Source organism: Nocardia sp. XZ_19_369 (assembly GCF_015355715.1).
In the GTDB taxonomy this organism is placed as follows: domain Bacteria; phylum Actinomycetota; class Actinomycetes; order Mycobacteriales; family Mycobacteriaceae; genus Nocardia.
On sequence record NZ_JACVED010000004.1, the window covers coordinates 575765 to 596061 of the forward strand.

Consider the following 20297-nt stretch of genomic DNA (forward strand, 5'->3'; position numbering starts at 1 on the left):
GTTCATCTCGATAGGGCGAGCTGAGCACAGTATCTGGTCTCTCTGCGCGCGAGGTCGAGTCGGTCAGTGCGGGTCTGCTGCACGCCGCTCGTAGCGGGAACGTGCGCGGTGGTAGGCGGTGTGCAGCAGTTCTCGGGTCGCGGTGTCGGCGCGGGTGCCGGGATTCACGACGGCGAGCCAGGCTGCGGTGCCGTAGCTGGGGTGGGGGATGACGGTGTCGGTGATGCTGTGGTCCACGTCCGTGGTGGTTGCCTCGCGCGGCTGGTAACCGGTGTGGTCGAGGAAAGCGTCTTTTCCGGCGGCGATATTGACTCGGAAGGTACCGGGGCGGTTCAGGCGCGAGGTCTGGTCGTCGGGGTAATCCTTCGTGACGATGGTGGCGAAGGGCTGGGTGTTGGTGGGGACCACGCCGTCGGGGGAGTAGTAGAAGAAGGTGTCGCCCCAGCTGATCTCCGGCCACTGGTCGCCGGCGGTGGGGCGCAGGGTTAGTACGCCGTCGAGGGCTGCCACGAAGTCGATGATCTCGTCTATGGTCATGGTTCCAGCGTGTCATTCAAGTGCTTGTGTGGACTTTGGGTGCGATCAATAGGAGTTTGATTGCGAAACCTAAAATCGCAGGTCACGCGCACTGTCGATATCGCACGCCGTGTCGGGTACTCGGTGCAGCAGGTGCGCAACCTCGAACGCGTGGGCGTCCTGCCGCCTGCGGCACGCACTCCGGGCGGTCACCGGGTTTATGGGGAGGTACACCTCCATTCGGCGCTTGCCTACCGGGCACTCGCGGCCGCTACCGGCCCGACCGAAGCAAAGGAGATTCTGCGGACCGTCCACACGGGCCCGCTCGCAGCAGCCCTTGCGCTGCTCGACGCCGCGCATGCGCGTCTGCACGTCGAGCGCATCGAACTCGGCCATGCTCGACAGGCCGCCGCATCGATCTCCTTCGAGCCGATCGTCGACGTACACAGCGCCGATTCGATGAGCATCACCGAACTCGCCGACGCCCTCGGGATCCGCACCTCGACGTTGCGGCATTGGGACGCTGAAGGTTTGGTCATCCCTGAACGCAGCCGAACCCACCAGGGCGCACGGCACTACGCCCCGGCGCAGGTTCGAGACGCTCGCATCGTCCATCAACTCCGCAAAGCCGGCTACCCGATCACACACCTCCGGGCCGTGCTGCCCGAGTTGCGCCAGGCCCACCGATCCGACGACGTGCAGTCCGCTTTGGCTGCCCGAGACGCCACCCTCGCCATGCGGTCCACCGCGTTCCTCGACGCCGCCGCAGCACTGCACGCCGTGATTTCATCCACTGCTGGACCAGGCCGCTGACCGCTAGCCGACCGGCTGCGGCGAGGCTCACAATGCGCTTCTGAACAGGGGAAATGCTGCCGACCGCGAAAAATATAGTTTCGCGAAGCAGCCGATGGCTACTCCTGAGAGAACGCCGGTATGGCCTGCCGACGCCGATGGGGGCGTTGGTGGCGGTCGGCGGGATCGGAGTTCGCCAAATTCTTGGCTGACTGTCACGACAGCGGGAAGGAACCACATATATGTTGATGCTCACCCCCACCGCCATCGAGGTCGTTCGCACTATTACGTCCGCGGAAGGCACACCGGAGGATGCCGGGCTGCGCATCTCCACGGCCGACGGCGCGGAAACGCTGCAGCTCGAGGTAGCCGCGGTACCGGCTGAGCAAGACCAGATCCTGACCGCCGAAGGGTCACGAATCTTCTTGGACGAGGATGCTGCGGCGTTCCTGGACGACAAGGTTCTCGACACCGGGCAGGACGCCAACGGGCAGGGTGGTTTCGTCATCGCCCAGCAGGCGCAGTACACCTGAGTTTTCGGGATGCGCGGGTGTCGTGCGAATCGACCGGTCGGTGACGCTGACGGTTGACCCGCACGACACCGCTCTGTTTTGAAGCACCAGCAGAAGCGCTATGCAACGAGCGTGAGACGTGCCCGCGGCTGAATCCCGCTCACCCGCTTCGCCAACCGAGCAACAGCCTCGGCAACCCGCTCCGGCTGCTCGAGTATGACCGAGTGCCCAGCTCCCTCGACCAGCACCAAATCCGAATACTCGATACCCGCCGCCATAGCGATGGAGTGCGAGGGCGGCGTCATCAAATCCGCTGTCCCGCAAAGCACCAACGTGGGAATCTGCGAGAGCACCGCAAGCGCATCGGTCCGGTCATAGTCCATGAACGAGCTCAAGAAGCCCGCCATCGTCACGATCGGTGTCGCGTTGTGCATCGCGTTGGCCAGCGCGAGCACGCGCGCGCTGACCTTGCGATCACCGAACTCGGCCATCCGGATGATGGGCGCGAAAACCTTGCAGGCCAACAACTTCGCGTGATGCATCAGCACCGGAGCCCGTCGAACCGCAGCCTGGAACACCGAAATCACCGGGTTGCGCAGTAGAAGACCGAAGCCCGCCTCGGCCAGCCCACTCGCCGCGGTGGCGATGAGTGCGACGCCGACGATCCGAGTGCCGATCTCGTGCGGTCGCTGGCTGACGTAGGTCAGCACGGTCATGCCGCCCATCGAGTGGCCGACGAGCACTACCGGGCCGGTCGGCGCGACGGCGTCGAGCACGTCGCGCAGGTCGTACCCGAGTTGCGCGAGTTGATAGGTCTGTCGGGACGCGGCGGCGGAGTCACCGTGCCCACGGTGGTCGTAGCAGACGATCCGGGCACCGGGGTACTGGCGCCGCAGCCCGTCACGCACATCGGTCCACGACTCGGTGCGCAGGCAATGCCCGTGCAGAAGAACGACGGTGAGCTCCGCATTCCGCGGCCCGTATTCCCGAACCGCAAGCGCCACACCGTCTTCGGTCGACACCGTCGCACGGCGTGCTGCCGAGGTGGCAATGGTGCTCGAGATCGACATCGGGGGCTCCGGGTTCGCTGGTGGTGACTTCTTCCAGAGTCCACCGCAACGGCCGCCGTTTTCAGAGCCCCGAGTGCTGGGCTCGATCCCCCAAGGTGGAGCAGACCGCCACCAAGGGTGTGCACGGATCTATGCTCTGGATCGCCGTTCCAACTCCGCTCACGATTAGGAATACCGATGTCCGCAGGTTCCAGGCGCGCCTACCGCACCGGCATGTCGCGCGACATGATCGTGGCGGCCGCGACGGCGCTGACGGCCGAGCGGGGGCTCGACGGCTGGAGCATGCGCGAACTCACCGCCCGCCTCGACACCTCGCTGTCGGTGATCTACCACCACGTCGGCGACCGGGCGAAAGTCTGTGCGGCCGTCGTCGACCGCGTGTACGCGACGATGGACCTGACGATCGATGACACCGACTGGCGGTCGATGCTGCACAGCGTGCTGTCGGCCATGATCGACCACTTGCCGCAATGGCCTGGTGTCGCGACCTGGCTGCTGCACAACGGACCGCAGACCGACCAACTCCTGCCGACGCTCGCCACCGGGATGCGACTGATGGTCGAGGCGGGGTGGGGCGACGAGTCCGCCGTCGCCTACTCGACCGCCTTCGACACCTGTCTCGGGCTGATCGCCGTCGGCGAGCGATCGCGCGCCGACACCGGGGCAGGTCTGGCGGGCCTGCTGACCATGCTCGAATCGCATCCCGCCGCGGGAACCGGCACCGAGGAGATGCGGCGGATGGTCGCCCGCTTCGAGGGTGATCCCGCCGTGCGCGACGCTATGCAGCGGGAGTTCTGCCGGTACGCACTCGACCGGGTGCTGGACGGGCTCGCGGTTCGGTTGGCCGAGCTCGGTGCGTCGAGGCAGTAGCCGACGCGTTGCGCTCGCCAGGAGGCGCCGGATCGCAGGGTGGGCGGGGGCAGTTGCCGCGTAACCCGCAGTCGCCCTTCGCTATTCGACAGCCCTCGGTGGGCTGAATTCAATGCTCTTGCATTCGTCGGAGTCATCTATACACTCTGAATTGAAACACTGATCTAATTTGCGAGGGGCCGGATGAGTACGGCAGTGCGAGATGACGCAACGGTGGCTGAGGCAGCGCAGCCGGAACAGAAGCGCAGCGGATTGGGTGTTGTCCTCGCGCCCGTGCGTGGCCGCCTGGCGGTGGCGGGGGTGCTCCAGCTGCTGGGGTCGCTGGCCGGACTCGCGCCGTATCTCGCTATCGTCGAGATCGCCCGCGAGTTCCTCGGCGATGACGCGGTGGATCGCGACCGGATCTGGGCGTTCGTGGCGGTGGCGGCCCTCGGCTTCGTCATCCGCACGGTATGTGCGGGATTCGCGTACACGCTGAGCCACAATGCGGATGCCGATGTGAGCCTGCAGGTCCGGCGCAGCACAGCGCAGCGGCTGAGCCGAGTTTCGCTGGGCTGGTTCTCCGAGCACAGCTCCGGTCGGGTCAAGCGAGCGCTGTCCGATGACGTCACCGCCGTCCACCACGTGGTGGCGCACGCGATCAACGATCTGGTGGCCGCCGTGGTCACTCCCGTTGTCGCACTGGGCTATCTGTTCTTCCTCGACTGGCGGCTGGCGGCGCTGTGCCTGGCGCCGCTGGTGCTGTGGTTCGGCTTGGTGGCGTACATGGAGCGCGGCGAAGGGGTGCGGATGGCGCGCTGGAACGCGGAGGTGGACAAGGTGAACTCCGCCATGGTCGAGTTCGTCGACGGCATCGCGGTCGTGAAGGCGTTCGAGCGAGCCGGACGTGAGGCCCGCTACCGGCGCGCGGGCGACGACCTCGCGCGTTTCTTCAGCGAGTGGGCCGGACCGACCCGCCGACTGGATGCCCTTGCGTCCATGGCTATTTCGCCGCCCGTGCTGTTGCTGGTCGCCCTCGGCGGGGGTTTGTGGCTGCGGGCTGATCCGGTCGAGCTCATCGCGTTCGTGATGTTGGCAGTGGGGCTCGGGGCGCCGGTGCTGGCGCTCGGCTTCGGCGCGATCGCGATGCAGCAGGCGACCGCTGCCGCCGGGCGCGTCGCCGAACTGCTCGCGACGCCTGAGCTGCCGCGAGTCGCCGAGCCATCGGTGCCGAGCGGTGCGCGCGTCGAATTCGATTCGGTGCGTTTCTCTTACGACGGGCAGACGACTGTGCTCGACGGTGTCGATCTGGTGCTGGAACCGGGCACGGTCACCGCGCTGGTAGGCGCGTCGGGTTCGGGGAAGTCGACGCTGGCGCGTCTGCTGCCCCGCTTCTGGGATGTCGACGGTGGCGCTGTGCGGATCGGTGGCGTCGATGTGCGGCATATCGCGGAGCGTGAACTGTATCGCCGGGTCGGGTTCGTCTTTCAAGAAACATCATTGCTGCGCACCAGTATTCGCGACAATATCGCGCTCGGACGGCCCGAGGCCGAGCTGACGGAGGTCGAGGCCGCTGCGCGGTCGGCTCAGATCCACGAGCGCATCACCGCTCTGCCCCACGGCTACGACAGCGTCGTCGGCGCGGATGCACAACTTTCCGGCGGTGAGGCGCAACGGATTTCGATCGCACGAGCGTTGCTGGCCGATGCACCGGTGCTGGTGCTGGACGAGGCGACGGCCTTCGCCGATCCGGAATCCGAAGCGGCGGTGCAGGATGCGCTGTCACGCTTGGTCAACGGCCGCACCCTGCTGGTGATCGCCCACCGCCTGTACACGATTCGCGGCGCGGACCGCATCGTCGTTCTCGCACGCGGCCGAGTGGTCGAAGCAGGCACGCACGACGAACTGCTCGCGGCCGACGGCGAGTACGCGCGGATGTGGGCGACCCAGCGGCACGACACGGTCACTGTTGCTCCCGCCGCCTCGGCTCGGCCGGCATATGGAAAGGAATCAGTATGATCCGCAAGCTCTTTCGGATCGTCCACCCGAATGATCGAGCACGGTTCATTCGGTGGGTGGGGCTGATAGTCGCCTTCTCGGTGCTGCAGGGCGTCTGCCTACTACTCGTGGTTCCCGTGCTGCGTCCGCTGCTGGACGGCGATCGGGACGCCGCGGCACCGTGGTTGACCGCCCTCGCCGCGACGACGGTCGTGACGTGCATGGTGTTCTATGCGCAGGCCATACATGGCCAGCGGATCGCCGACAGCCTGCTGGCCGGGATGCATCACCGCGTCGGCGACCATCTGGCCAAGCTGCCGTTGGGCTGGTTCGGTACCGACCGGACCGGTCGGCTGACGCACCCCATGACGCAGGGGACGATGAGCATCCTCGGTGTGCCCGCACACCTGATGCAACCGGTGGTCGGCGCGGTGGTCACCCCGGCGGTCGTGGCCGTGGGAATGCTGCTGTTCGATTGGCGGCTCGGGGTGGCGTTGGCCCTCTCGGGTCTGGTGCTACTTGCCGCATACCGCTGGTCGCAGCATGCCCTCGCGCGCAGTTTCGGCGCGGTCGATGACGCTGCGGTCGAAGCGGCCGGGCGCGTAGTGGAATTCGCGCAATGCCAACCGGTGCTGCGGGCCTTCGGTCGCACCGGCACCGACAATCATCTGCTCGACAACGCGCTGGTCGGGGAGCGGCGCGCCTTCGGTGAGCTGAGCCGGAACGCGGTCTCCGCGCTGCTCGTGTTCTCCGTCGCCGTGCAGGCGGTGTTCGTCGCGTTGATCACGATCGGCGTCGCCCTCGCGCTGGGCACCTCGCTCGATGCCGCCGAGTTGATCGCGTTGCTTGTACTGGTAACCCGGTTCGTCGGCCCACTGGTCGAGATCATGGACCACGGGGCAGCGTTGCGGGTGGCCGCGGAGAACATCGATCGGATCGATGAGGTGCTTGCGGTCCCCACACTGCCGGAAGGTGCAGTGACACAGGTGGTTACACCCGGCGCGGTGAGTTTCGAGAACGTCGGTTTCAAGTACGGCGATCGGCCGGTGCTGCGAGGCATAGGTTTCGAGGCAGGCCCCGGCACGCTCACCGCCATCGTCGGCCCGTCGGGAGCAGGAAAGACCACGCTGCTGCGGCTGGCCGCCCGCTTCTGGGATGTCGACGCCGGCACGGTCCGGGTCGGCGGTGTCGACGTGCGTGAACTGACCACCGAGGCGCGAATGAACCAGCTGGCCATGGTGTTCCAAGACGTATACCTCTTCGATGACACCATCGAGGCCAACATCCGCCTCGGCCGACCCGACGCCACCGACGCGGAAATCCGCGACGCCGCCCGGCTGGCCCGCGTAGACGAGATCGTCGAACGCCTCCCCGACGGCTGGCGCACCCGCGTCGGCGAAGGCGGCGTCAGTTTGTCCGGTGGTGAACGCCAACGGGTTTCGATAGCCAGGGCACTGATCAAGCAGGCCCCGATCGTGCTGCTCGACGAAGCCACGGCAGCACTCGACCCGGACAACGAGGCGGCGGTCGTCGACGCGATCCGCGTACTAGCCCAGCAGCGCACCCTCCTGGTCGTCGCCCACCGCCTGCACACCATCGCCGCGGCCGACCAGATCCTGGTGCTCGACAAGGGACGAATCGTCCAGCGCGGCAACCACGATGAGCTGATCTCGCAAGAGGGCAAGTACGCCGACTTCTGGCGTGAACGCGAGCGGGCACAGGGGTGGCGGTTGACGGTATAGACGCCACGAAAGGTGGGTCTCGTCGAGCGAGACCCACCTTCGTGTGTCGGGTTCCTACTTCAGCGTGATGTCATCCGCGTTGTAAGACCCTTGGCCGTACCAACCGTGGACCCAGATGGTGACCTTCGTGGTGGAAGGTCCGGTGGTGAACTTGGTCGAAAGTTGTTGGTAGGCACCGTTGGTTCCCGGTGTCCAGGTGGACGTGTCAGTGGTGCCGGAGCCGGTGACACCGAGGTAGACGTACTTGCCGTTGACCCAGGCCGACAGCGTGTACGTGCGGTTCGGTTCGACGGTGATCTCCTCGGAGCAGCGGGCAGTGTCACTGTTGCTTGCCGCGCCGGTGAGGGCGTTCTTTCCGCCGTGGACCGTGGTGGTGGTGATCGAGCCGAGGTTGCCCGCGCACGACCACGGGGACAGGCTGCCGGTCTCGAAATCGCCGTTGATCACACCGTTTCCGTTCGGCGGTGTGGTTGTCGTGGTGCTGGTCGGCGGGGTGGTCGTTGTCGTAGAGGTGGGCGGAGTGGTTGTTGTGGAGGTGGGCGGTGTGGTTGTTGTGGAGGTGGGCGGGGTCGTGGATGTCGGCGGGTTGCAGTTCGTCGCGGTACCGTCGACGGTCTTGACCACCTGGTTGAACAAGGTCGACGCGGGATCCAGGTTCTCCAGCGAGTACATCATCGCGCCGCCGAGACCCTTGCAGTGCAGGTAGTCCGACTTGGCTTGGATGGATCGCAGTGAGTCGCCGCCCCACCAGTTCGTGCCGTCGTAGAAGAAGGCAGCCTGGGCGACGGGGTCGTAGAAGGTCCGCGACGGGTTGTCCACCACGCCGGCCAGTTCCTTGTACATCCGGATGCCGGGGACGTTGCCGGAGGACGGACCGCCGGGTGCCGGACCCGTCGCGGGTTGGAACAACCCATTGCTATTGCCCGCGGGCACACCCGTCCAGCCGCGGTAGTAGAACGGATATCCGATGGTCAGTTTGTTCGCCGGGAAGCCGCCGGGGATGCCGTACGAGCTGTCGCCGGTGGTCCATGCGCTGATCGCCGCGTCGATGTTGTACTTCCCGTTGCCCGGCGGGACCGGTGCCATCGGGTCGTCCGGCCTGCTGTAGATCGGATCCTGGAAGTTCGTGGGGCCCTTGGCATCCCACGCGCCGTGCATGTCGTAGGTCATGACGTTGACGAGGTCCAGGTACTTGCCGAGGTTGTTGGTCTCGTAGTGGCGGATCTTGTCCTGGCCCGCTGCCACCGCCGCGGTCAGTGCGTAGCGTTTGCCGTCGACCGCGCCCTGCGCGTCCAACTGCTTGCGCAACTCGGCCGTCAGCAGCGTGAAGTTCGCCCTGTCCGCAGCCGAGGCGTGGTTACCCACATGGCCGCCGCCGCCCGGGTACTCCCAGTCCAGGTCGAGACCGTCGAAGACGCCCTTGCCGGTGCCCGGACCGCCGTAGCCGTCCATCTTCGGCAGGTTTCCCTTGATGAACATGTCGATGCAGGAGGAGGCGAACTTCTTGCGCGCGGCGTCGGTCGCGGACGCATCGGAGAAGAACTTCGAGTACGTCCAGCCGCCGATCGACAACAGCACCTTCAGGTTCGGGTGCTTGGCCTTGAGCTGCTTGATCTGCTTGAAGTTGCCGACGATCGGGTCGTCCCACTTGTCCGCGGTGCCGTCGACACTCATCGATGCGTCGTGGGACTTGCCGTAGTCGGCGAACGCGTCACCCGCGCCGTCGCCGGCATTCGGGTTGTTCTCGTCCTGGCTCGCCGCCTTGTTCGCCTCGAAACAGGTGTGTTCTGTCGGGTGGATGTTCGCGAACGCGTACATCATGTAGTCGAGCTTGGCCGCCATACCCGAGGTATCGACGTTCTTGAGGTAGAAGCGGTTCTCGTAGACCGACCACTGGTTGAAGTAGGCGATCTTGACACCGCCGGAGGTCGCGCCGACCGACGCCGTGTGCACCGGCGCGGCATTGGTGAATCCCACCAACACCGCCGATATGCCGATCACCAGACTCGCGACCGTGGCGATGAGCCCCGTATGTTTCGCGGTTCGCATGGGTCCTCCCTATGGGGACGTTGTATCGGTCCCCGATGAACCGAATCGCCTAGGTCAGCGAATCGGCCACCCCGACACCCAATTTCGGTGAATGCGCGCGGCGACAGCCCGAACAGAGGAGGCAAACGAGAACCGAGAACTGTTGTGCAAGAGGATGTCCCGGCCAACAGCAGACCGGTCTGCCGTCACTGCCTGAACAACCATTTGAATCATGACACGAAAAGTCACCGGCGAATCCCCAGTGTAAGAGTGGGGATTTCGGCACGTCAGTGGGTATTTACTTCCCCAGTTGCGTTGACAGGGAGGCTGAGGATTATTGTTCGCGGCGTTTATTCAACTATTTGCTGTTGCGTATTATGCAAAACGCCAGGTGTGTGCGGCTGGAAAACTGCGGCCGTGCAACTCGATTCGGTTCACGATCGTGCTCGGCGAAATGATCGAAAAGTTATGCCGGTGGGGTAACGGTCACGCGGCGCTCTCGACGAGACCTAGCGTCCGAACGAGCGGACCGTTGAGTATGTGAGGCCGCCATGACCGAGCAACCGTTCACCCAGTCCGATCCTGGTGACTCGCCGCAGTCGAACGTCTGGTCGCTGCGACCACGGATGGTCGCCCTGATCGTGGCGGCGGCGTTGGTCGCCGGCACGCTGGTAGAGGCATCGTCACGCGCCTGTCCCGGCCCGGTGTGGCGGCAACACTGACGGATGCACCGCCGACTCCCACCTTCGTCACCGCATTGGCCGACGGCGGAACCGGTCGGGTCGGCCCCTGGTCACTGACCCTCTCCGACTTGACGGTAATCGGGCCCGTCGACCGCCCCGACCGTTTTGTGGTGACGGTAGTCGCCAAGAATGTCACCAAACTGCCCGCATATCCGGAGAATTTGCGGTTCTTCGACGCCATTCGTGACGACAAAGGTAGTTCGAGTGGACGCGATGGAGTGACCAGGATCGATTGCGCCCGGGAAGACGGAAGTCCGTTACCTCGAACCGGCCTGATCGCCGCCGGCGCCAGCGTGACGGGGCGAGTATGCCTGACCGGCTTCGCCCCCTTGAATGCATTCTCGGAGACGCCTGTTCCCATGTGGATCCATATCAGTGCCTACGTTGCCGATCTCGAACTGCTCGAGCCGGCGGGCAATATACGAACTGTGGCGGAAGGTGATTCATGGGCAACGCCGGACATGTACGCCGCTATCACGAATGTCCGCACCGAGGCCGCGATACGCACATCGAGTCCGTCATCGCCACCAAACCCTTACGCCCCCATGATCGGCTACTCACCGTGGCCGCCGTCGACCGCAATTACGGCAGCGCCACAGAATGCCACCCGGGATCCGGCTTCCACCCGTCCGAAACGATCCCCTCCCACGGAACAGACCTGACCGGCGGCACCACCGAACTCTGCGTCCGCGGCCCGAACCTGTACTACTACGGCTACCTACCTCGCGTGTTCTGGGACATCCCGTACCCGCAGCGCTGACAGCCGAGCGCGCTGGGTTCGACGCCTTTGCCCGCAATTCCTCTGTCGCGCGCCTCTTTCCGTAGCGCGGCCTTGTCGGCGTGCAATGCCCCGTCCGACCTGGCTGAACCGGCGGGTTACCGCCTCCGATGACCCCCACGGCCGCTACCCTCGGAGGACAACACTGCGGGGGAGGCGCTTTGAGCGACGTCGGATCGTTGTGGAAAGCACTGGATGAGCAGTTGCTGCCGTTGCTGCGCCGATACCGCCGCAACCTCGCCTCGATGCAGGTCGATACGAAAGCCGACGACACGCTGTTGTCCGAGGCAGACCTGGCTGCTCAGACGACCATCATCGAAACTATCGGGAGACACTTTCCCGGTTCACGTTTCGTCGCGGAAGAGGACGAGGCGGCGCTGCCCAGCTCGGGTGAACCGACCTGGATCATCGACCCGATCGACGGTACGAGTGAGTTCATCACACCCGGCGGACGCGAATTCTGCAGTGTCGTATGCCTTCTCGAAGCCGGTGTGCCGACTGCGGCGTACGTCCTTGCCCCGGAGTTGGGTGTTGATCGTGCACCCATCACGATCCATTGGTCGGGCGAGGTACTGGTGAACGGAACAACCGCTGAGCCGGTTGGCCCTACGAAGACGCCGAGGCGGGCCTCGGTCACGCGAAGCAAGAACACCGCCGCGCGAAAGTTCGAGGCCGACCTCGCCGATGTCGGATGTGCCATGAAGACCCGCACCACCTCGCAAACCTTGGACATGGTCAGAACCTGCATCGACCTCTCCACTTGGACCCAAACACCGGAACATCAGTTCGACCTGTTCTATCGGCCCAATCAGAAAGTATGGGATGGGGCTGCGGGCATCGGCCTAGCGACGGCGATGGGCCGCACCGCGACCGACGGCCACGGGCTCAGCCCGTTACCGCTCGACGCGCAGTTCCTGAACCAACGCGAGCCGACATTCCCCGAAACGATTGCCGGCGACTCCGATTGCGTGCAGTGGTTCGTCGACTTGCTGGCGGAGTCTCGGAGCGGCTGATGTCGAATCGTGTCATGGTGGACGTCACGACGTTCACCAGTGCAGAAGAATTCATCCTGTCGCAGAACCACAGCTCGCCATCGCGACCGCGTGATCCCTTCGCCCAGCAGTGTTACGCCGAGCTCGTCCAATCCCTCATCTACTTCGATGAGGTACTCGTACCGCATCCGACCAAGTTGAATCCGGTTCCCGCCGATTACGGTGACTTCCCTCGAATCCTTCGCCACCTCTTCGACCTGCGGATCGCCGTGCCGATGTTGATCGGCATCGGCGAAGAGCCTGCTCTCGCCACGGCCGAGCGGACCGCTATCGAAACGCTCAAGACCACCGGTGTCGAGACCATGCTGCGGTTCATCGACAAGACCCGCCGCGCCGATCGCGAAGTGCAGGAGCGCGGCGGTGGGCAGCGGATGCTGGCGAACATCGCGGCGTGGGCGGACTACCAGTGGGAGAACGTCAGAATCGAGGGCCATCACCGGGCTCGTATCGCCAGTGCTGATGGAGTGGAACTCGACCCCTTCGGCCAATAGGCGCGTGCGTCGTCGTTTGCCATGGAAGGGCAATTCCGTAGCTTGATCGAGGACAGCGAACAGCAACTGTGGCTCATCGCCACGTTGGTGCGCTCGCTGCGCTATTCGGCGCGGGCGAAGGTGAAAGCTGTGGCCTACACGCCACACCCGCTGCGCCGGGACTTCTCGGTGATGTTCGATCTCTTCGATGACGGTGTTCCCGACAACACGATCGAAGAAGTGATCTCCGCGGTCCGCGGGATACCCAGCGAGATTCGCAAGGTCGCAGGCGCTAGGCATGGTCGTCGACTCCAGCTGTTGGAGTACCAATTACCGCTGCTGGGTGGGCGATTGTGGTCGCTGCGGGACCGGGGACGACTCAGTGACGAGCGGTGGCTCGAGATGGTGTGCGGTCGTATCGACGAATACCGGGCGCGGGCAGTCGATTTCCGGCGCGCGCTGTCGCGCTGTGATACCGAGGAAGAAGCGCGTCGCTTGGAACTCGACGTGGAAGGGGTGCGCGACCAGTTGCTCCGGCGCCTGGGCCTCGAGGCGGCTGAGCCGAATGAGACCGAGGCGACGTTGATCGAAGCGGCGGCTTCTGTGGCAGAGCTAGTAGGGCCGGGCATACCGATTACCCGGCCACTGCGCCTCGCCTTGATTCCCTTCCGGCGGCACTCGGGAACCCTGGAAAGTCTGCATCAGAAGTTCCTTTACCGCGAGTTCGTCAGCGGTATGTGAGGGGTTCCGAGGGGCGCGGGGGAGAACGCCTACGTGCGGTTCTTTGCGGGGCGGTTGGTGGCGGCGCGGCGTTCGGCTTCCTTGGCGGCGATTCGCTCGTTTTCCTTGAGGACCTCGGCGTAGTTCTCGCGTTCGCGGACCAACCATTCCGGGGGGTCGGCGAGGAGGGCGGTGATCTCGTCGGCGGTGAGGGCGTCGGAGACTTGGGCGCGGGAGAGGCCGGAGTTGGAGACGCCGAGTTTGCGGGCGGTGACGTCGCGGGGGAAGGGGCCGGTGCGGCGGAGTTCGGTGAGCCATTCCGGCGGGTCGGTGCGGAGGGCTTCCAGGTCGGCGCGCGAGAGGGGGGTGTTTTGGAAGGATTCGGGGGCCGCGGGGAGGTAGATGCCGAGCTTGTTGGCTGCGGTCAGGGGCTTCATCATCTGAGGGTTCGGGTCCGGGCTCACCGAGACAGCCTATCGGGTGGCGATAGTGTTCCTGGCATGAGCCGGTTCGAGTCGATCGATGTCGCGCGGCTGCGGTGGTTTGTCGCGGTTGCCGAGGAGCTGCATTTTGCGCGGGCGGCGAAGGGGTTGAATATTTCGCGGCAGCGATTGAGTCAGACGGTCATCGAATTGGAGGGGGAGCTGGGGACGAAACTGTTCGTGCCCGGCGCGCAACCTACTCAGTTGACTGAGGATGGGGCGGCGTTGTTGGCGGAGGCGCGGGAGCTGATCGCGCGGGCCGAGCCGGTGGTCGAGGAGACGACGGACGGTCCGGCGGCGTTGCGGGTGGGGTTTGTGCCCGGTGTGACGGTGTCGAAGTGGACGCGGATCTGGGGGGAGCGGTTTCCGGATACGCCGCTCGAGGTGGTGGGGGTGCCGATGGGGGAGCAGGAAGCGGCGTTGCGGGCGGGGCGGGTCGACGTGTGCTTTGTTCGGCTGCCGATCGACCGGGACGGGATGAGTGCGATTCCGCTCTATCGGGAGGTGCCGGTGGTTGTGGTGCCGAAGGATCATCCGATCTCGGTGTTCGAGCAGGTGAGCATGGCGGATCTGGCCGATGAGCGGATGCAGGACGCCTCCGATATCGACGCCGTTTCGGATGCTATCGAGCTGGTCGCGGCCGGGGTGGGTGTCGCGGTGGTTCCGCATTCGATCGCTCGGCTGCATGCTCGTCGTGACCTGGTGTATCGCACGGTCACCGACGTTGCGGACACTGAGATCGCGTTGGCGTGGCCGACGGATCGGACCAGTGATCTGGTCGAAGATTTCGTGGGCGTGGTGCGGGGTCGCTCGGAGCGCAGTTCTCGGTCGCCGGCCGTGCGGGCGAAAAGTGCTGAGCCGCAGAAGAAGTCGGCGACGAAGCGGACTGGGGGACGACCTGGTCCGGCGAAGAATGCGGTCGGTAAGAAGAAACCTGCGAAGCGTCGGGGGCGGTAGCTCGGATCCAGTCGGTGCGCGGGTGAATCCTTTTTTGGAGTCCGCCCCTCTCTTACTTGTGCCGGCAACCACGTCGGCACTGGCTCGGGAGGTTGCTGTGATCATTGCCGCGATTATCGTTGGCGGACTGCTGGTTTGTGCGTGCAGTGTTGCCGTGTTGCGTCGGCGGAGCCGGAAATGAGTTGGCCCGACGAGCAATTGGTGGCCTGCGCGCGGGCGGGTGATGTGGAATCGATCGCCGCGTTGGTGTCGGGGACGCATCCGCATGTGCGGCGGTTCGCCTATTCACTGTGTGCCTCGCCGGAGGATGCCGAGGATGCGGCGCAGGAGGCGTTGATCATCCTGTATCGCAAGATCGGCACGCTGCGTGCGTCAGGAGCGTTGGCGGCATGGATGTTTCGCATCGTGCGCAACGAGTGCCTGCGTCAGTTGCGGCTGATGGCGCGACCTGTCGAGGTGACACCTGACGTCTTGATGGTCTCGGCGGAGGACGAGGCGATGCGCCGATTGGATGCTGAGCGGGTGGCAACGGCTATCGCGGCGTTGCCGATTGATCAGCGACAGGTGCTCATCATGCGAGACATCCAGGGGTACAGCGGGCGAATGGTGGCGGACCGGCTTGGTCTCAGCACCGCGGCGATGAAGTCGCGGTTGCATCGAGCTCGTTCTGCCGTGCAGCACTCGTTGCATAGCAGCATTCTGGAGGCGGGCCGCGAATGAACGAGCAAAGCTTCGCCAGCACTTCGGTGCCGCGACATCTGGCTAGAGGGGTTGCCGGATTCGGCGCACTGATCGGAGCTTTCGCGCTGCTGCCGTGGATCGGTGTGGCGAGTTTGCTACTGGCCCCGGTCGGCTTCATCGCACTCCGGGGCTGCCCGACCTGCTGGGCAATCGGATTGATGCAGACCATTTCGATGGGGCGGTTGCAACGATCATGCGCGGATGGCCGATGCCAGCTGACGCTCGCCGACTGACCCACACCCCGCTCGTGCGTCGAGCGGGACATGGCGGCAACTGAAGACAAGCGAGCACCCCGTCATCTCCCGCTCGATGCTCTCGGACGGCCGCGCCCAGGACCACTTTCCGTCGAGCGGTACATAACGGCGGCGAAGTGCGAGTAAGCGCTGCGTCATGTCCCACTAGACGGCATCGTTCGGCTTGTCCGGGACGTAGCGGCGGCGAATCGCGAGTGGATTGCACCCTCATATCCCGCTCGACGCCATCGAGCGGCCTTGCCCTGAACCACCTTTCGCCGAATGGGACTTAGCGGCGCCGAAGTGTGAGTGAGCGCTGCGTCATGTCCCACTCGACGGTGTTGGGCGGGCTGGCCGGGATGTGGCGGCGGCGAAGTGTGAGTGAGCGCTGCGTCATGTCGCGCTCGACGGTGTTGGGCGGGCTGGCCGGGATGTAGCGGCGGCGAAGTGTGAGTGAGCGCTGCTCATACCGCGCTCGGCGGCGTCGGGCAGGCCGGCCGGGACGTAGCAGCGGCGAATCGCGACTGGCGGGCACCCTCATATCCCACTCGACGCCATCGAGCGGCCTTGCCCTGGACCACCTTTCGCCGAATGGGACTTAGCGGCGGCGAAGTGTGAGTGAGCGCTGTGTCATGTCCCGCTCGGCCACGTCGGGCGGGCTGGCCGGGACTTAGCGGCGGCCAGGTGCGGGTGAGCGCTGTGTCATGTCCCGCTCGGCGGCGTCGGGCAGTCCGACCGGGACATGACGGCGGCGAATCGCGAGTGGCGGGTACCTCATGTCCCGCGCGACGGCATCGTTCGGCTTGTCCGGGACGTAGCGGCGGCGAATCGCGAGTGCTCGCTCCCACCCGACGCCGCTACTCCCGAAGCGGTCAGGCGCCGCAGACGCGGTTGAGTTCGGTGGTGTAAGGGTCCAGGTCGGTGACGTTTTCGTCGAGCAGGGCGTTGGCGTAGCCGGTGATGGCGGCCTTCTCTTCGCCTTGGGCATCGAGGGACATCAGGGTGAAGTGCAGGGCCTGCGCGACGACGTCGTCGATGACACCATCGGGGGAGCCGTCGATGGCCTTGTTGATCGCGACGATGGCACGGTTGCAGGCGTCGGATTGGGCGTGGGCCGGGGCGGCGGGAACTAAGAGCAGGGAGCCGATGGCGCTGGCGGTCAGCAGTGCGGCGGCGAAGATCTTGGGCATGGGGGTTCCTCACAAGTCAGCAGCGAAGGTCCGCGACTCGAGTGAGTCGCGGACCTCTCGACGCACACCGTACTCGACCCCGCTGGCCTGCTGAAAGCCGGTATATCTCAGGGCATTCGACGGGATCGGCCGGTCGCATCATGATCAACGGCACCTGACCGTGGCCGCTACTCGCGACGGTCAGGTGCCGTTGATGAGGAAAGCTAGCGAGGCTTGCGCCGCAGGAACGAATCCCGGACCAGAATGCCGACGATGGCGGCGGCGAAACCGATGAGGAAGATGTCCTCGACCCGCCCCTTGTGGTTACCGATGATCATCGCAAGCAGGATGAACGCGGTGATCCAGCCGGCGATGCGGAAGGCACGGGGCGACTCACCGCTCCATCCCCACTCCGCGGAGGGAACCTCGGCGGTGTCCACGTGAGTGACGATGCCGCGCTCGGTGCTGGCGGGTTCGAGTTCCGTGGCGGCCACGATCGCTCCTTAGCTGGTTCGGGTACCGCGGGTTCCGGTACACGCTCGATGGACTGCTGCTCGATATCGTGACATACGACGGTGCGTCGTTGTAAGTCGGCCACGCCGGTCCGGCGATGACAGCGGGCTGGACGGGTAAGCACTGCGCGTACTTTCTTGTGCGCCACAATGAACCCGTGTCCGACATCGTGAGAGTCCTGCTCCTCGGCAGTACCGGATCCATCGGTACCCAAGCGCTCGAGGTGATCGCCGCCAACCCCGACCGGTTCGAGGTGGTCGGCCTGGCCGCGCGCGGCGGCAATACCGAGCTGCTCGCCGCGCAGATGGCCGCCACCGGGACGCGCAATGTCGCTGTCGCCGATCCGGCCGCCGCTCAGCAATTGGAGGTGGCGCTGGCCGGCCCCGATGCGGCTACCGAACTGGTGCGTCGCACCGAGGCCGACGTCGTGCTCAACGCGTTGGTCGGCTCACTCGGCCTGGAACCGACCCTGGCCACCCTGCAGTCGGGCACCCGGCTGGCGCTGGCGAACAAGGAATCGCTGGTCGCTGGCGGCTCGCTGGTCACTCGCGCGGCCGCGCCCGGCCAGATCGTGCCGGTCGATTCGGAACATTCGGCGCTCGCGCAGTGCCTGCGCGGCGGGCGGGCCGAGGAGGTGGACCGGCTGGTGCTCACCGCGTCCGGCGGACCGTTCCGCGGCTGGACCACCGAGATGCTGGAATCGGTGAACCCCGCTGAGGCTAAGACGCATCCGACCTGGTCGATGGGTCCGATGAACACGCTGAACTCGGCCTCGCTGGTCAACAAGGGGCTCGAACTGATCGAGACGCACCTGCTGTTCGGCATTCCCTACGACCGCATCGACGTCACCGTGCACCCGCAGTCGATCGTGCACTCGATGGTCACCTTCACCGACGGCTCCACTCTCGCCCAAGCCAGCCCGCCGGACATGAAACTGCCCATCGCGCTGGCCCTCGGCTGGCCCGACCGGGTGCCGGGCGCCGCCGCGGCCTGCGACTTCGGCACCGCCGCCACCTGGACCTTCGAGCCCGTCGACAACAAGGTCTTCCCCGCGATCGACCTCGCCCGCCAGGCCGGCGAAGCAGGCGGCACCGTCACCGCCGTCTACAACGCCGCCAATGAGGTTGCGGTACAAGCCTTCCTGGATGGCGCCATCCGCTTCCCCGCCATCGTCCGCACCGTAGCCGCCGCCATCGAGGCCGCCGACCAGTGGCGCACCGAACCGAACTCCCTCGAGGAGGTCCTCGCCGCCGACACCTGGGCCCGCGCCTTCGCCCGCTCTCGAGTGCGCGCCTGAGGTCGCCCGCGATCCTGGGTGCGCGCCTCGCGGCCGACGCCTAACCGTGTGCGCGTCCCGCGCCGACGCCTAATCGTGCGCGCCCCAGCCCGCCCGCTGACCGGCGTAAACACGCAACTTCCGCGTCGACACTCCAATCCTCCGCGCACGCCGAACTCGCGTTGCCGCGGATCGACTCGCCTGGTGAGCCCCGCCTGGCACACTGAATACGCAGGGTCGGGCGGGGTCCGGTTACTGTGGTCGGGGTGCTCGCGGCCGTGACGGGATGTGCGGGTGCAGGTTTTTGGGCGGCCGACCCGGCGGTCGCACTTCATCGAGGCGAGCTGCGCTATGCAGGAGGGCTGCTAAACACATGGTCTACGCGTTGGGGTTCGTGCTGTTCGCGCTTGGCATCACGATATCGATCGCGTTGCACGAATGCGGGCACATGTGGGCCGCCCAGGCCAGCGGTATGAAGGTGCGGCGGTACTTCATCGGCTTCGGGCCGAAGGTGTTCTCCTTCCGCCGCGGCGAAACCGAGTACGGCCTCAAGGCGCTGCCGCTGGGCGGGTTCTGCGACATCGCGGGCATGACCGCGCTGGACGAACTGGAGCCCGACGAGATCGACCGGGCGATGTACCGGCAGGCCACCTGGAAACGACTCGTGGTGATGTCCGGCGGGATCGCGATGAACTTCGTGCTCGGCTTCATCCTCATCGTCGTCATGGCGGTCGGCTGGGGGTTGCCGCTGTTGACGGAACCGCCGGTGAAAGTCGGCGCATTGCAATGCCTGTCCGACGAGAACCCGGACCGCTCCACCCTGCCGTGCTCGGGCGTCGGGCCCGCGCAGCAGGCGGGATTGCAGATCGGTGACACCATCACCGCCGTGAACGGCAAGTCCGTCGACACCTGGGCCAAGTTCACCACCGAAACCAGGAACGCGACCGGGGAGATGACCTACACGGTCGACCGCGCCGGGCAGACGCTGAGTTTCCGCGTGAACCCCCAGCGGGTCGTGCGCTACACCGAAACAGGCGAGAAGCGCGAGGTCGGCGCGGTCGGCATCGTCCGCGAACTGCCGAAGAGCCCCGACTACAACGTGCTGACCGCGATCCCGGCCTCGCTGTCGTTCACCGGTGACCTCACCGTCCGCACCGTGCAGTCGCTCGCCCAGATGCCCGCGAAAGTGGCGTCGCTGTGGGAAGCGGTGACCGGTGGCGAACGCGACCCGGAGACCCCGGTGAGCGTCTACGGTGCGAGCCGGATCGGCGGCGAGACCGCCGAGCGCGGCCTGTGGGGGATGTTCATCCTGGTGCTGGCCAGCCTGAACTTCTTCCTCGGCGCCTTCAACATCCTCCCGCTGCTGCCGCTCGACGGCGGACACATCGCCGTGGTCATCTACGAGAAGATCCGCGACGTCCTGCGCCGCTGGCGCGGGCTCGCACCGGGCGCACCCGTCAACTATCTGAAGCTGCTGCCCGCCACCTACGTGGTCGTTGTCATCGGCGGTGCGTACATGCTGCTCACGCTCGCCGCGGACATCGTCAATCCGATCAAACTGTTCTGATTTCGCACTACTCGACCTGAACGAGGTCCCCGTCGAGGACCGACCTCCCACTGTGCGCCCGCGACGCGGTAACCTGTCGCCGGCACTTG

At 65.6% G+C, this 20297-nt stretch carries 21 protein-coding genes; 15 read left to right on the plus strand and 6 right to left on the minus strand.

Features of this window, described 5'->3' with window-relative positions; all coding sequences use genetic code 11:
- Window positions 1-63 precede the first annotated feature (63 nt).
- The gene (locus tag IBX18_RS17980; RefSeq protein ID WP_194834745.1) at window positions 64-537 is read right to left on the minus strand and encodes a DUF6194 family protein; all 474 of its coding nucleotides are present in this window, start codon (window positions 535-537) and stop codon (window positions 64-66) included.
- Window positions 538-597: 60 nt separating this feature from the next.
- Between IBX18_RS17980 and IBX18_RS17985 the strand changes: the two genes are divergently transcribed.
- Together IBX18_RS17985 and IBX18_RS17990 are read left to right on the plus strand one after the other, a co-directional pair.
- On the plus strand, window positions 598-1329 hold the full coding sequence (locus IBX18_RS17985; RefSeq protein WP_194834746.1) for a MerR family transcriptional regulator: 732 nt from the start codon (window positions 598-600) through the stop codon (window positions 1327-1329).
- A 221-nt stretch (window positions 1330-1550) separates the two neighbouring features.
- Window positions 1551-1841 (plus strand): hypothetical protein, encoded by a 291-nt coding sequence (locus IBX18_RS17990; protein WP_107658355.1) that lies wholly within the window; start codon window positions 1551-1553, stop codon window positions 1839-1841.
- 98 nt (window positions 1842-1939) lie between these two features.
- Here IBX18_RS17990 and IBX18_RS17995 read toward each other — a convergent pair whose 3' ends face one another.
- Complete coding sequence (locus tag IBX18_RS17995; RefSeq protein WP_194834747.1) at window positions 1940-2890, minus strand: alpha/beta fold hydrolase; 951 nt, start codon at window positions 2888-2890, stop codon at window positions 1940-1942.
- Between the two features lie 177 nt (window positions 2891-3067).
- Between IBX18_RS17995 and IBX18_RS18000 the strand changes: the two genes are divergently transcribed.
- From IBX18_RS18000 to IBX18_RS18010, 3 genes are all read left to right on the plus strand, one after another.
- Complete coding sequence (locus IBX18_RS18000; RefSeq protein WP_194834748.1) at window positions 3068-3760, plus strand: TetR/AcrR family transcriptional regulator; 693 nt, start codon at window positions 3068-3070, stop codon at window positions 3758-3760.
- A 183-nt stretch (window positions 3761-3943) separates the two neighbouring features.
- Entirely contained in the window at window positions 3944-5758 is a 1815-nt protein-coding gene (locus IBX18_RS18005; RefSeq protein ID WP_194834749.1) for an ABC transporter ATP-binding protein, read from the plus strand.
- Complete coding sequence (locus IBX18_RS18010) at window positions 5755-7479, plus strand: ABC transporter ATP-binding protein (RefSeq protein WP_194834750.1); 1725 nt, start codon at window positions 5755-5757, stop codon at window positions 7477-7479. The genes IBX18_RS18005 and IBX18_RS18010 overlap by 4 nt, the downstream gene beginning before the upstream one ends.
- 54 nt (window positions 7480-7533) lie before the next feature.
- On the opposite strand, the gene IBX18_RS18015 is transcribed toward IBX18_RS18010, so the two are convergent.
- Window positions 7534-9528: a glycosyl hydrolase family 18 protein gene (locus tag IBX18_RS18015; RefSeq protein WP_194834751.1), complete on the minus strand. Its 1995-nt coding sequence runs from the start codon at window positions 9526-9528 to the stop codon at window positions 7534-7536.
- Window positions 9529-10058: 530 nt separating this feature from the next.
- On the opposite strand from IBX18_RS18015, the gene IBX18_RS18020 reads away from it, so the two are divergent.
- The 5 genes from IBX18_RS18020 to IBX18_RS42120 all read left to right on the plus strand — a co-directional run bounded on the left by IBX18_RS18020 (window position 10059) and on the right by IBX18_RS42120 (window position 13291).
- Window positions 10059-10229 (plus strand): hypothetical protein, encoded by a 171-nt coding sequence (locus tag IBX18_RS18020; protein WP_194834752.1) that lies wholly within the window; start codon window positions 10059-10061, stop codon window positions 10227-10229.
- Window positions 10230-10695: 466 nt separating this feature from the next.
- A complete protein-coding gene (locus tag IBX18_RS18025) occupies window positions 10696-11010 on the plus strand; it encodes a hypothetical protein (protein ID WP_194834753.1) in 315 nt (104 codons plus the stop codon).
- Window positions 11011-11189: 179 nt separating this feature from the next.
- Window positions 11190-12041 carry an inositol monophosphatase family protein gene (locus IBX18_RS18030; RefSeq protein WP_194834754.1) on the plus strand — a complete coding sequence of 284 codons (852 nt, stop codon included), beginning with the start codon at window positions 11190-11192 and terminating at the stop codon, window positions 12039-12041.
- Window positions 12041-12571 (plus strand): hypothetical protein, encoded by a 531-nt coding sequence (locus IBX18_RS42115; protein WP_228541273.1) that lies wholly within the window; start codon window positions 12041-12043, stop codon window positions 12569-12571. Before IBX18_RS18030 ends, IBX18_RS42115 begins: the two co-directional genes overlap by 1 nt.
- A gap of 42 nt (window positions 12572-12613) precedes the next feature.
- Window positions 12614-13291: a hypothetical protein gene (locus IBX18_RS42120; RefSeq protein ID WP_228541274.1), complete on the plus strand. Its 678-nt coding sequence runs from the start codon at window positions 12614-12616 to the stop codon at window positions 13289-13291.
- Between the two features lie 29 nt (window positions 13292-13320).
- On the opposite strand, the gene IBX18_RS18040 is transcribed toward IBX18_RS42120, so the two are convergent.
- Window positions 13321-13707: a DUF5997 family protein gene (locus IBX18_RS18040; protein ID WP_228541388.1), complete on the minus strand. Its 387-nt coding sequence runs from the start codon at window positions 13705-13707 to the stop codon at window positions 13321-13323.
- 63 nt (window positions 13708-13770) lie between these two features.
- Between IBX18_RS18040 and IBX18_RS18045 the strand changes: the two genes are divergently transcribed.
- The 3 genes from IBX18_RS18045 (at window position 13771) to IBX18_RS18055 (ending at window position 15683) form a co-directional block, all read left to right on the plus strand.
- A complete protein-coding gene (locus tag IBX18_RS18045) occupies window positions 13771-14709 on the plus strand; it encodes a LysR family transcriptional regulator (protein ID WP_194834755.1) in 939 nt (312 codons plus the stop codon).
- Between the two features lie 177 nt (window positions 14710-14886).
- The gene (locus IBX18_RS18050; RefSeq protein ID WP_194834756.1) at window positions 14887-15429 is read left to right on the plus strand and encodes an RNA polymerase sigma factor; all 543 of its coding nucleotides are present in this window, start codon (window positions 14887-14889) and stop codon (window positions 15427-15429) included.
- Complete coding sequence (locus IBX18_RS18055) at window positions 15426-15683, plus strand: hypothetical protein (protein WP_194834757.1); 258 nt, start codon at window positions 15426-15428, stop codon at window positions 15681-15683. Before IBX18_RS18050 ends, IBX18_RS18055 begins: the two co-directional genes overlap by 4 nt.
- Window positions 15684-16555: 872 nt before the next feature.
- On the opposite strand, the gene IBX18_RS18060 is transcribed toward IBX18_RS18055, so the two are convergent.
- Both IBX18_RS18060 and IBX18_RS18065 read right to left on the minus strand, forming a co-directional pair.
- Entirely contained in the window at window positions 16556-16873 is a 318-nt protein-coding gene (locus IBX18_RS18060) for a hypothetical protein (protein ID WP_107658343.1), read from the minus strand.
- Between the two features lie 203 nt (window positions 16874-17076).
- The gene (locus IBX18_RS18065) at window positions 17077-17346 is read right to left on the minus strand and encodes a DUF2631 domain-containing protein (protein WP_194834758.1); all 270 of its coding nucleotides are present in this window, start codon (window positions 17344-17346) and stop codon (window positions 17077-17079) included.
- A 176-nt stretch (window positions 17347-17522) separates the two neighbouring features.
- Between IBX18_RS18065 and dxr the strand changes: the two genes are divergently transcribed.
- Window positions 17523-18662: a 1-deoxy-D-xylulose-5-phosphate reductoisomerase gene (gene dxr / locus IBX18_RS18070; protein ID WP_194834759.1), complete on the plus strand. Its 1140-nt coding sequence runs from the start codon at window positions 17523-17525 to the stop codon at window positions 18660-18662.
- 352 nt (window positions 18663-19014) lie between these two features.
- A complete protein-coding gene (locus IBX18_RS18075; RefSeq protein ID WP_194834760.1) occupies window positions 19015-20208 on the plus strand; it encodes an RIP metalloprotease in 1194 nt (397 codons plus the stop codon).
- Window positions 20209-20297 lie beyond the last annotated feature (89 nt).

Coding starts and splice junctions, on each gene's coding strand:
- IBX18_RS42115 (WP_228541273.1), top strand. CDS start 12,041: ATGTCGAATCGTGTCATGGTGGACGTCACGACGTTCACCAGTGCAGAA.
- IBX18_RS18005 (WP_194834749.1), top strand. CDS start 3,944: ATGAGTACGGCAGTGCGAGATGACGCAACGGTGGCTGAGGCAGCGCAG.
- IBX18_RS17995 (WP_194834747.1), bottom strand. CDS start 2,890: ATGTCGATCTCGAGCACCATTGCCACCTCGGCAGCACGCCGTGCGACG.
- IBX18_RS18010 (WP_194834750.1), top strand. CDS start 5,755: ATGATCCGCAAGCTCTTTCGGATCGTCCACCCGAATGATCGAGCACGG.
- IBX18_RS18025 (WP_194834753.1), top strand. CDS start 10,696: ATGGGCAACGCCGGACATGTACGCCGCTATCACGAATGTCCGCACCGA.
- IBX18_RS18000 (WP_194834748.1), top strand. CDS start 3,068: ATGTCCGCAGGTTCCAGGCGCGCCTACCGCACCGGCATGTCGCGCGAC.
- IBX18_RS18060 (WP_107658343.1), bottom strand. CDS start 16,873: ATGCCCAAGATCTTCGCCGCCGCACTGCTGACCGCCAGCGCCATCGGC.
- IBX18_RS18020 (WP_194834752.1), top strand. CDS start 10,059: ATGACCGAGCAACCGTTCACCCAGTCCGATCCTGGTGACTCGCCGCAG.
- IBX18_RS18050 (WP_194834756.1), top strand. CDS start 14,887: ATGAGTTGGCCCGACGAGCAATTGGTGGCCTGCGCGCGGGCGGGTGAT.
- IBX18_RS18045 (WP_194834755.1), top strand. CDS start 13,771: ATGAGCCGGTTCGAGTCGATCGATGTCGCGCGGCTGCGGTGGTTTGTC.
- IBX18_RS18040 (WP_228541388.1), bottom strand. CDS start 13,707: ATGAAGCCCCTGACCGCAGCCAACAAGCTCGGCATCTACCTCCCCGCG.
- IBX18_RS18015 (WP_194834751.1), bottom strand. CDS start 9,528: ATGCGAACCGCGAAACATACGGGGCTCATCGCCACGGTCGCGAGTCTG.
- IBX18_RS18055 (WP_194834757.1), top strand. CDS start 15,426: ATGAACGAGCAAAGCTTCGCCAGCACTTCGGTGCCGCGACATCTGGCT.
- IBX18_RS17990 (WP_107658355.1), top strand. CDS start 1,551: ATGTTGATGCTCACCCCCACCGCCATCGAGGTCGTTCGCACTATTACG.
- IBX18_RS18075 (WP_194834760.1), top strand. CDS start 19,015: ATGGTCTACGCGTTGGGGTTCGTGCTGTTCGCGCTTGGCATCACGATA.
- IBX18_RS17980 (WP_194834745.1), bottom strand. CDS start 537: ATGACCATAGACGAGATCATCGACTTCGTGGCAGCCCTCGACGGCGTA.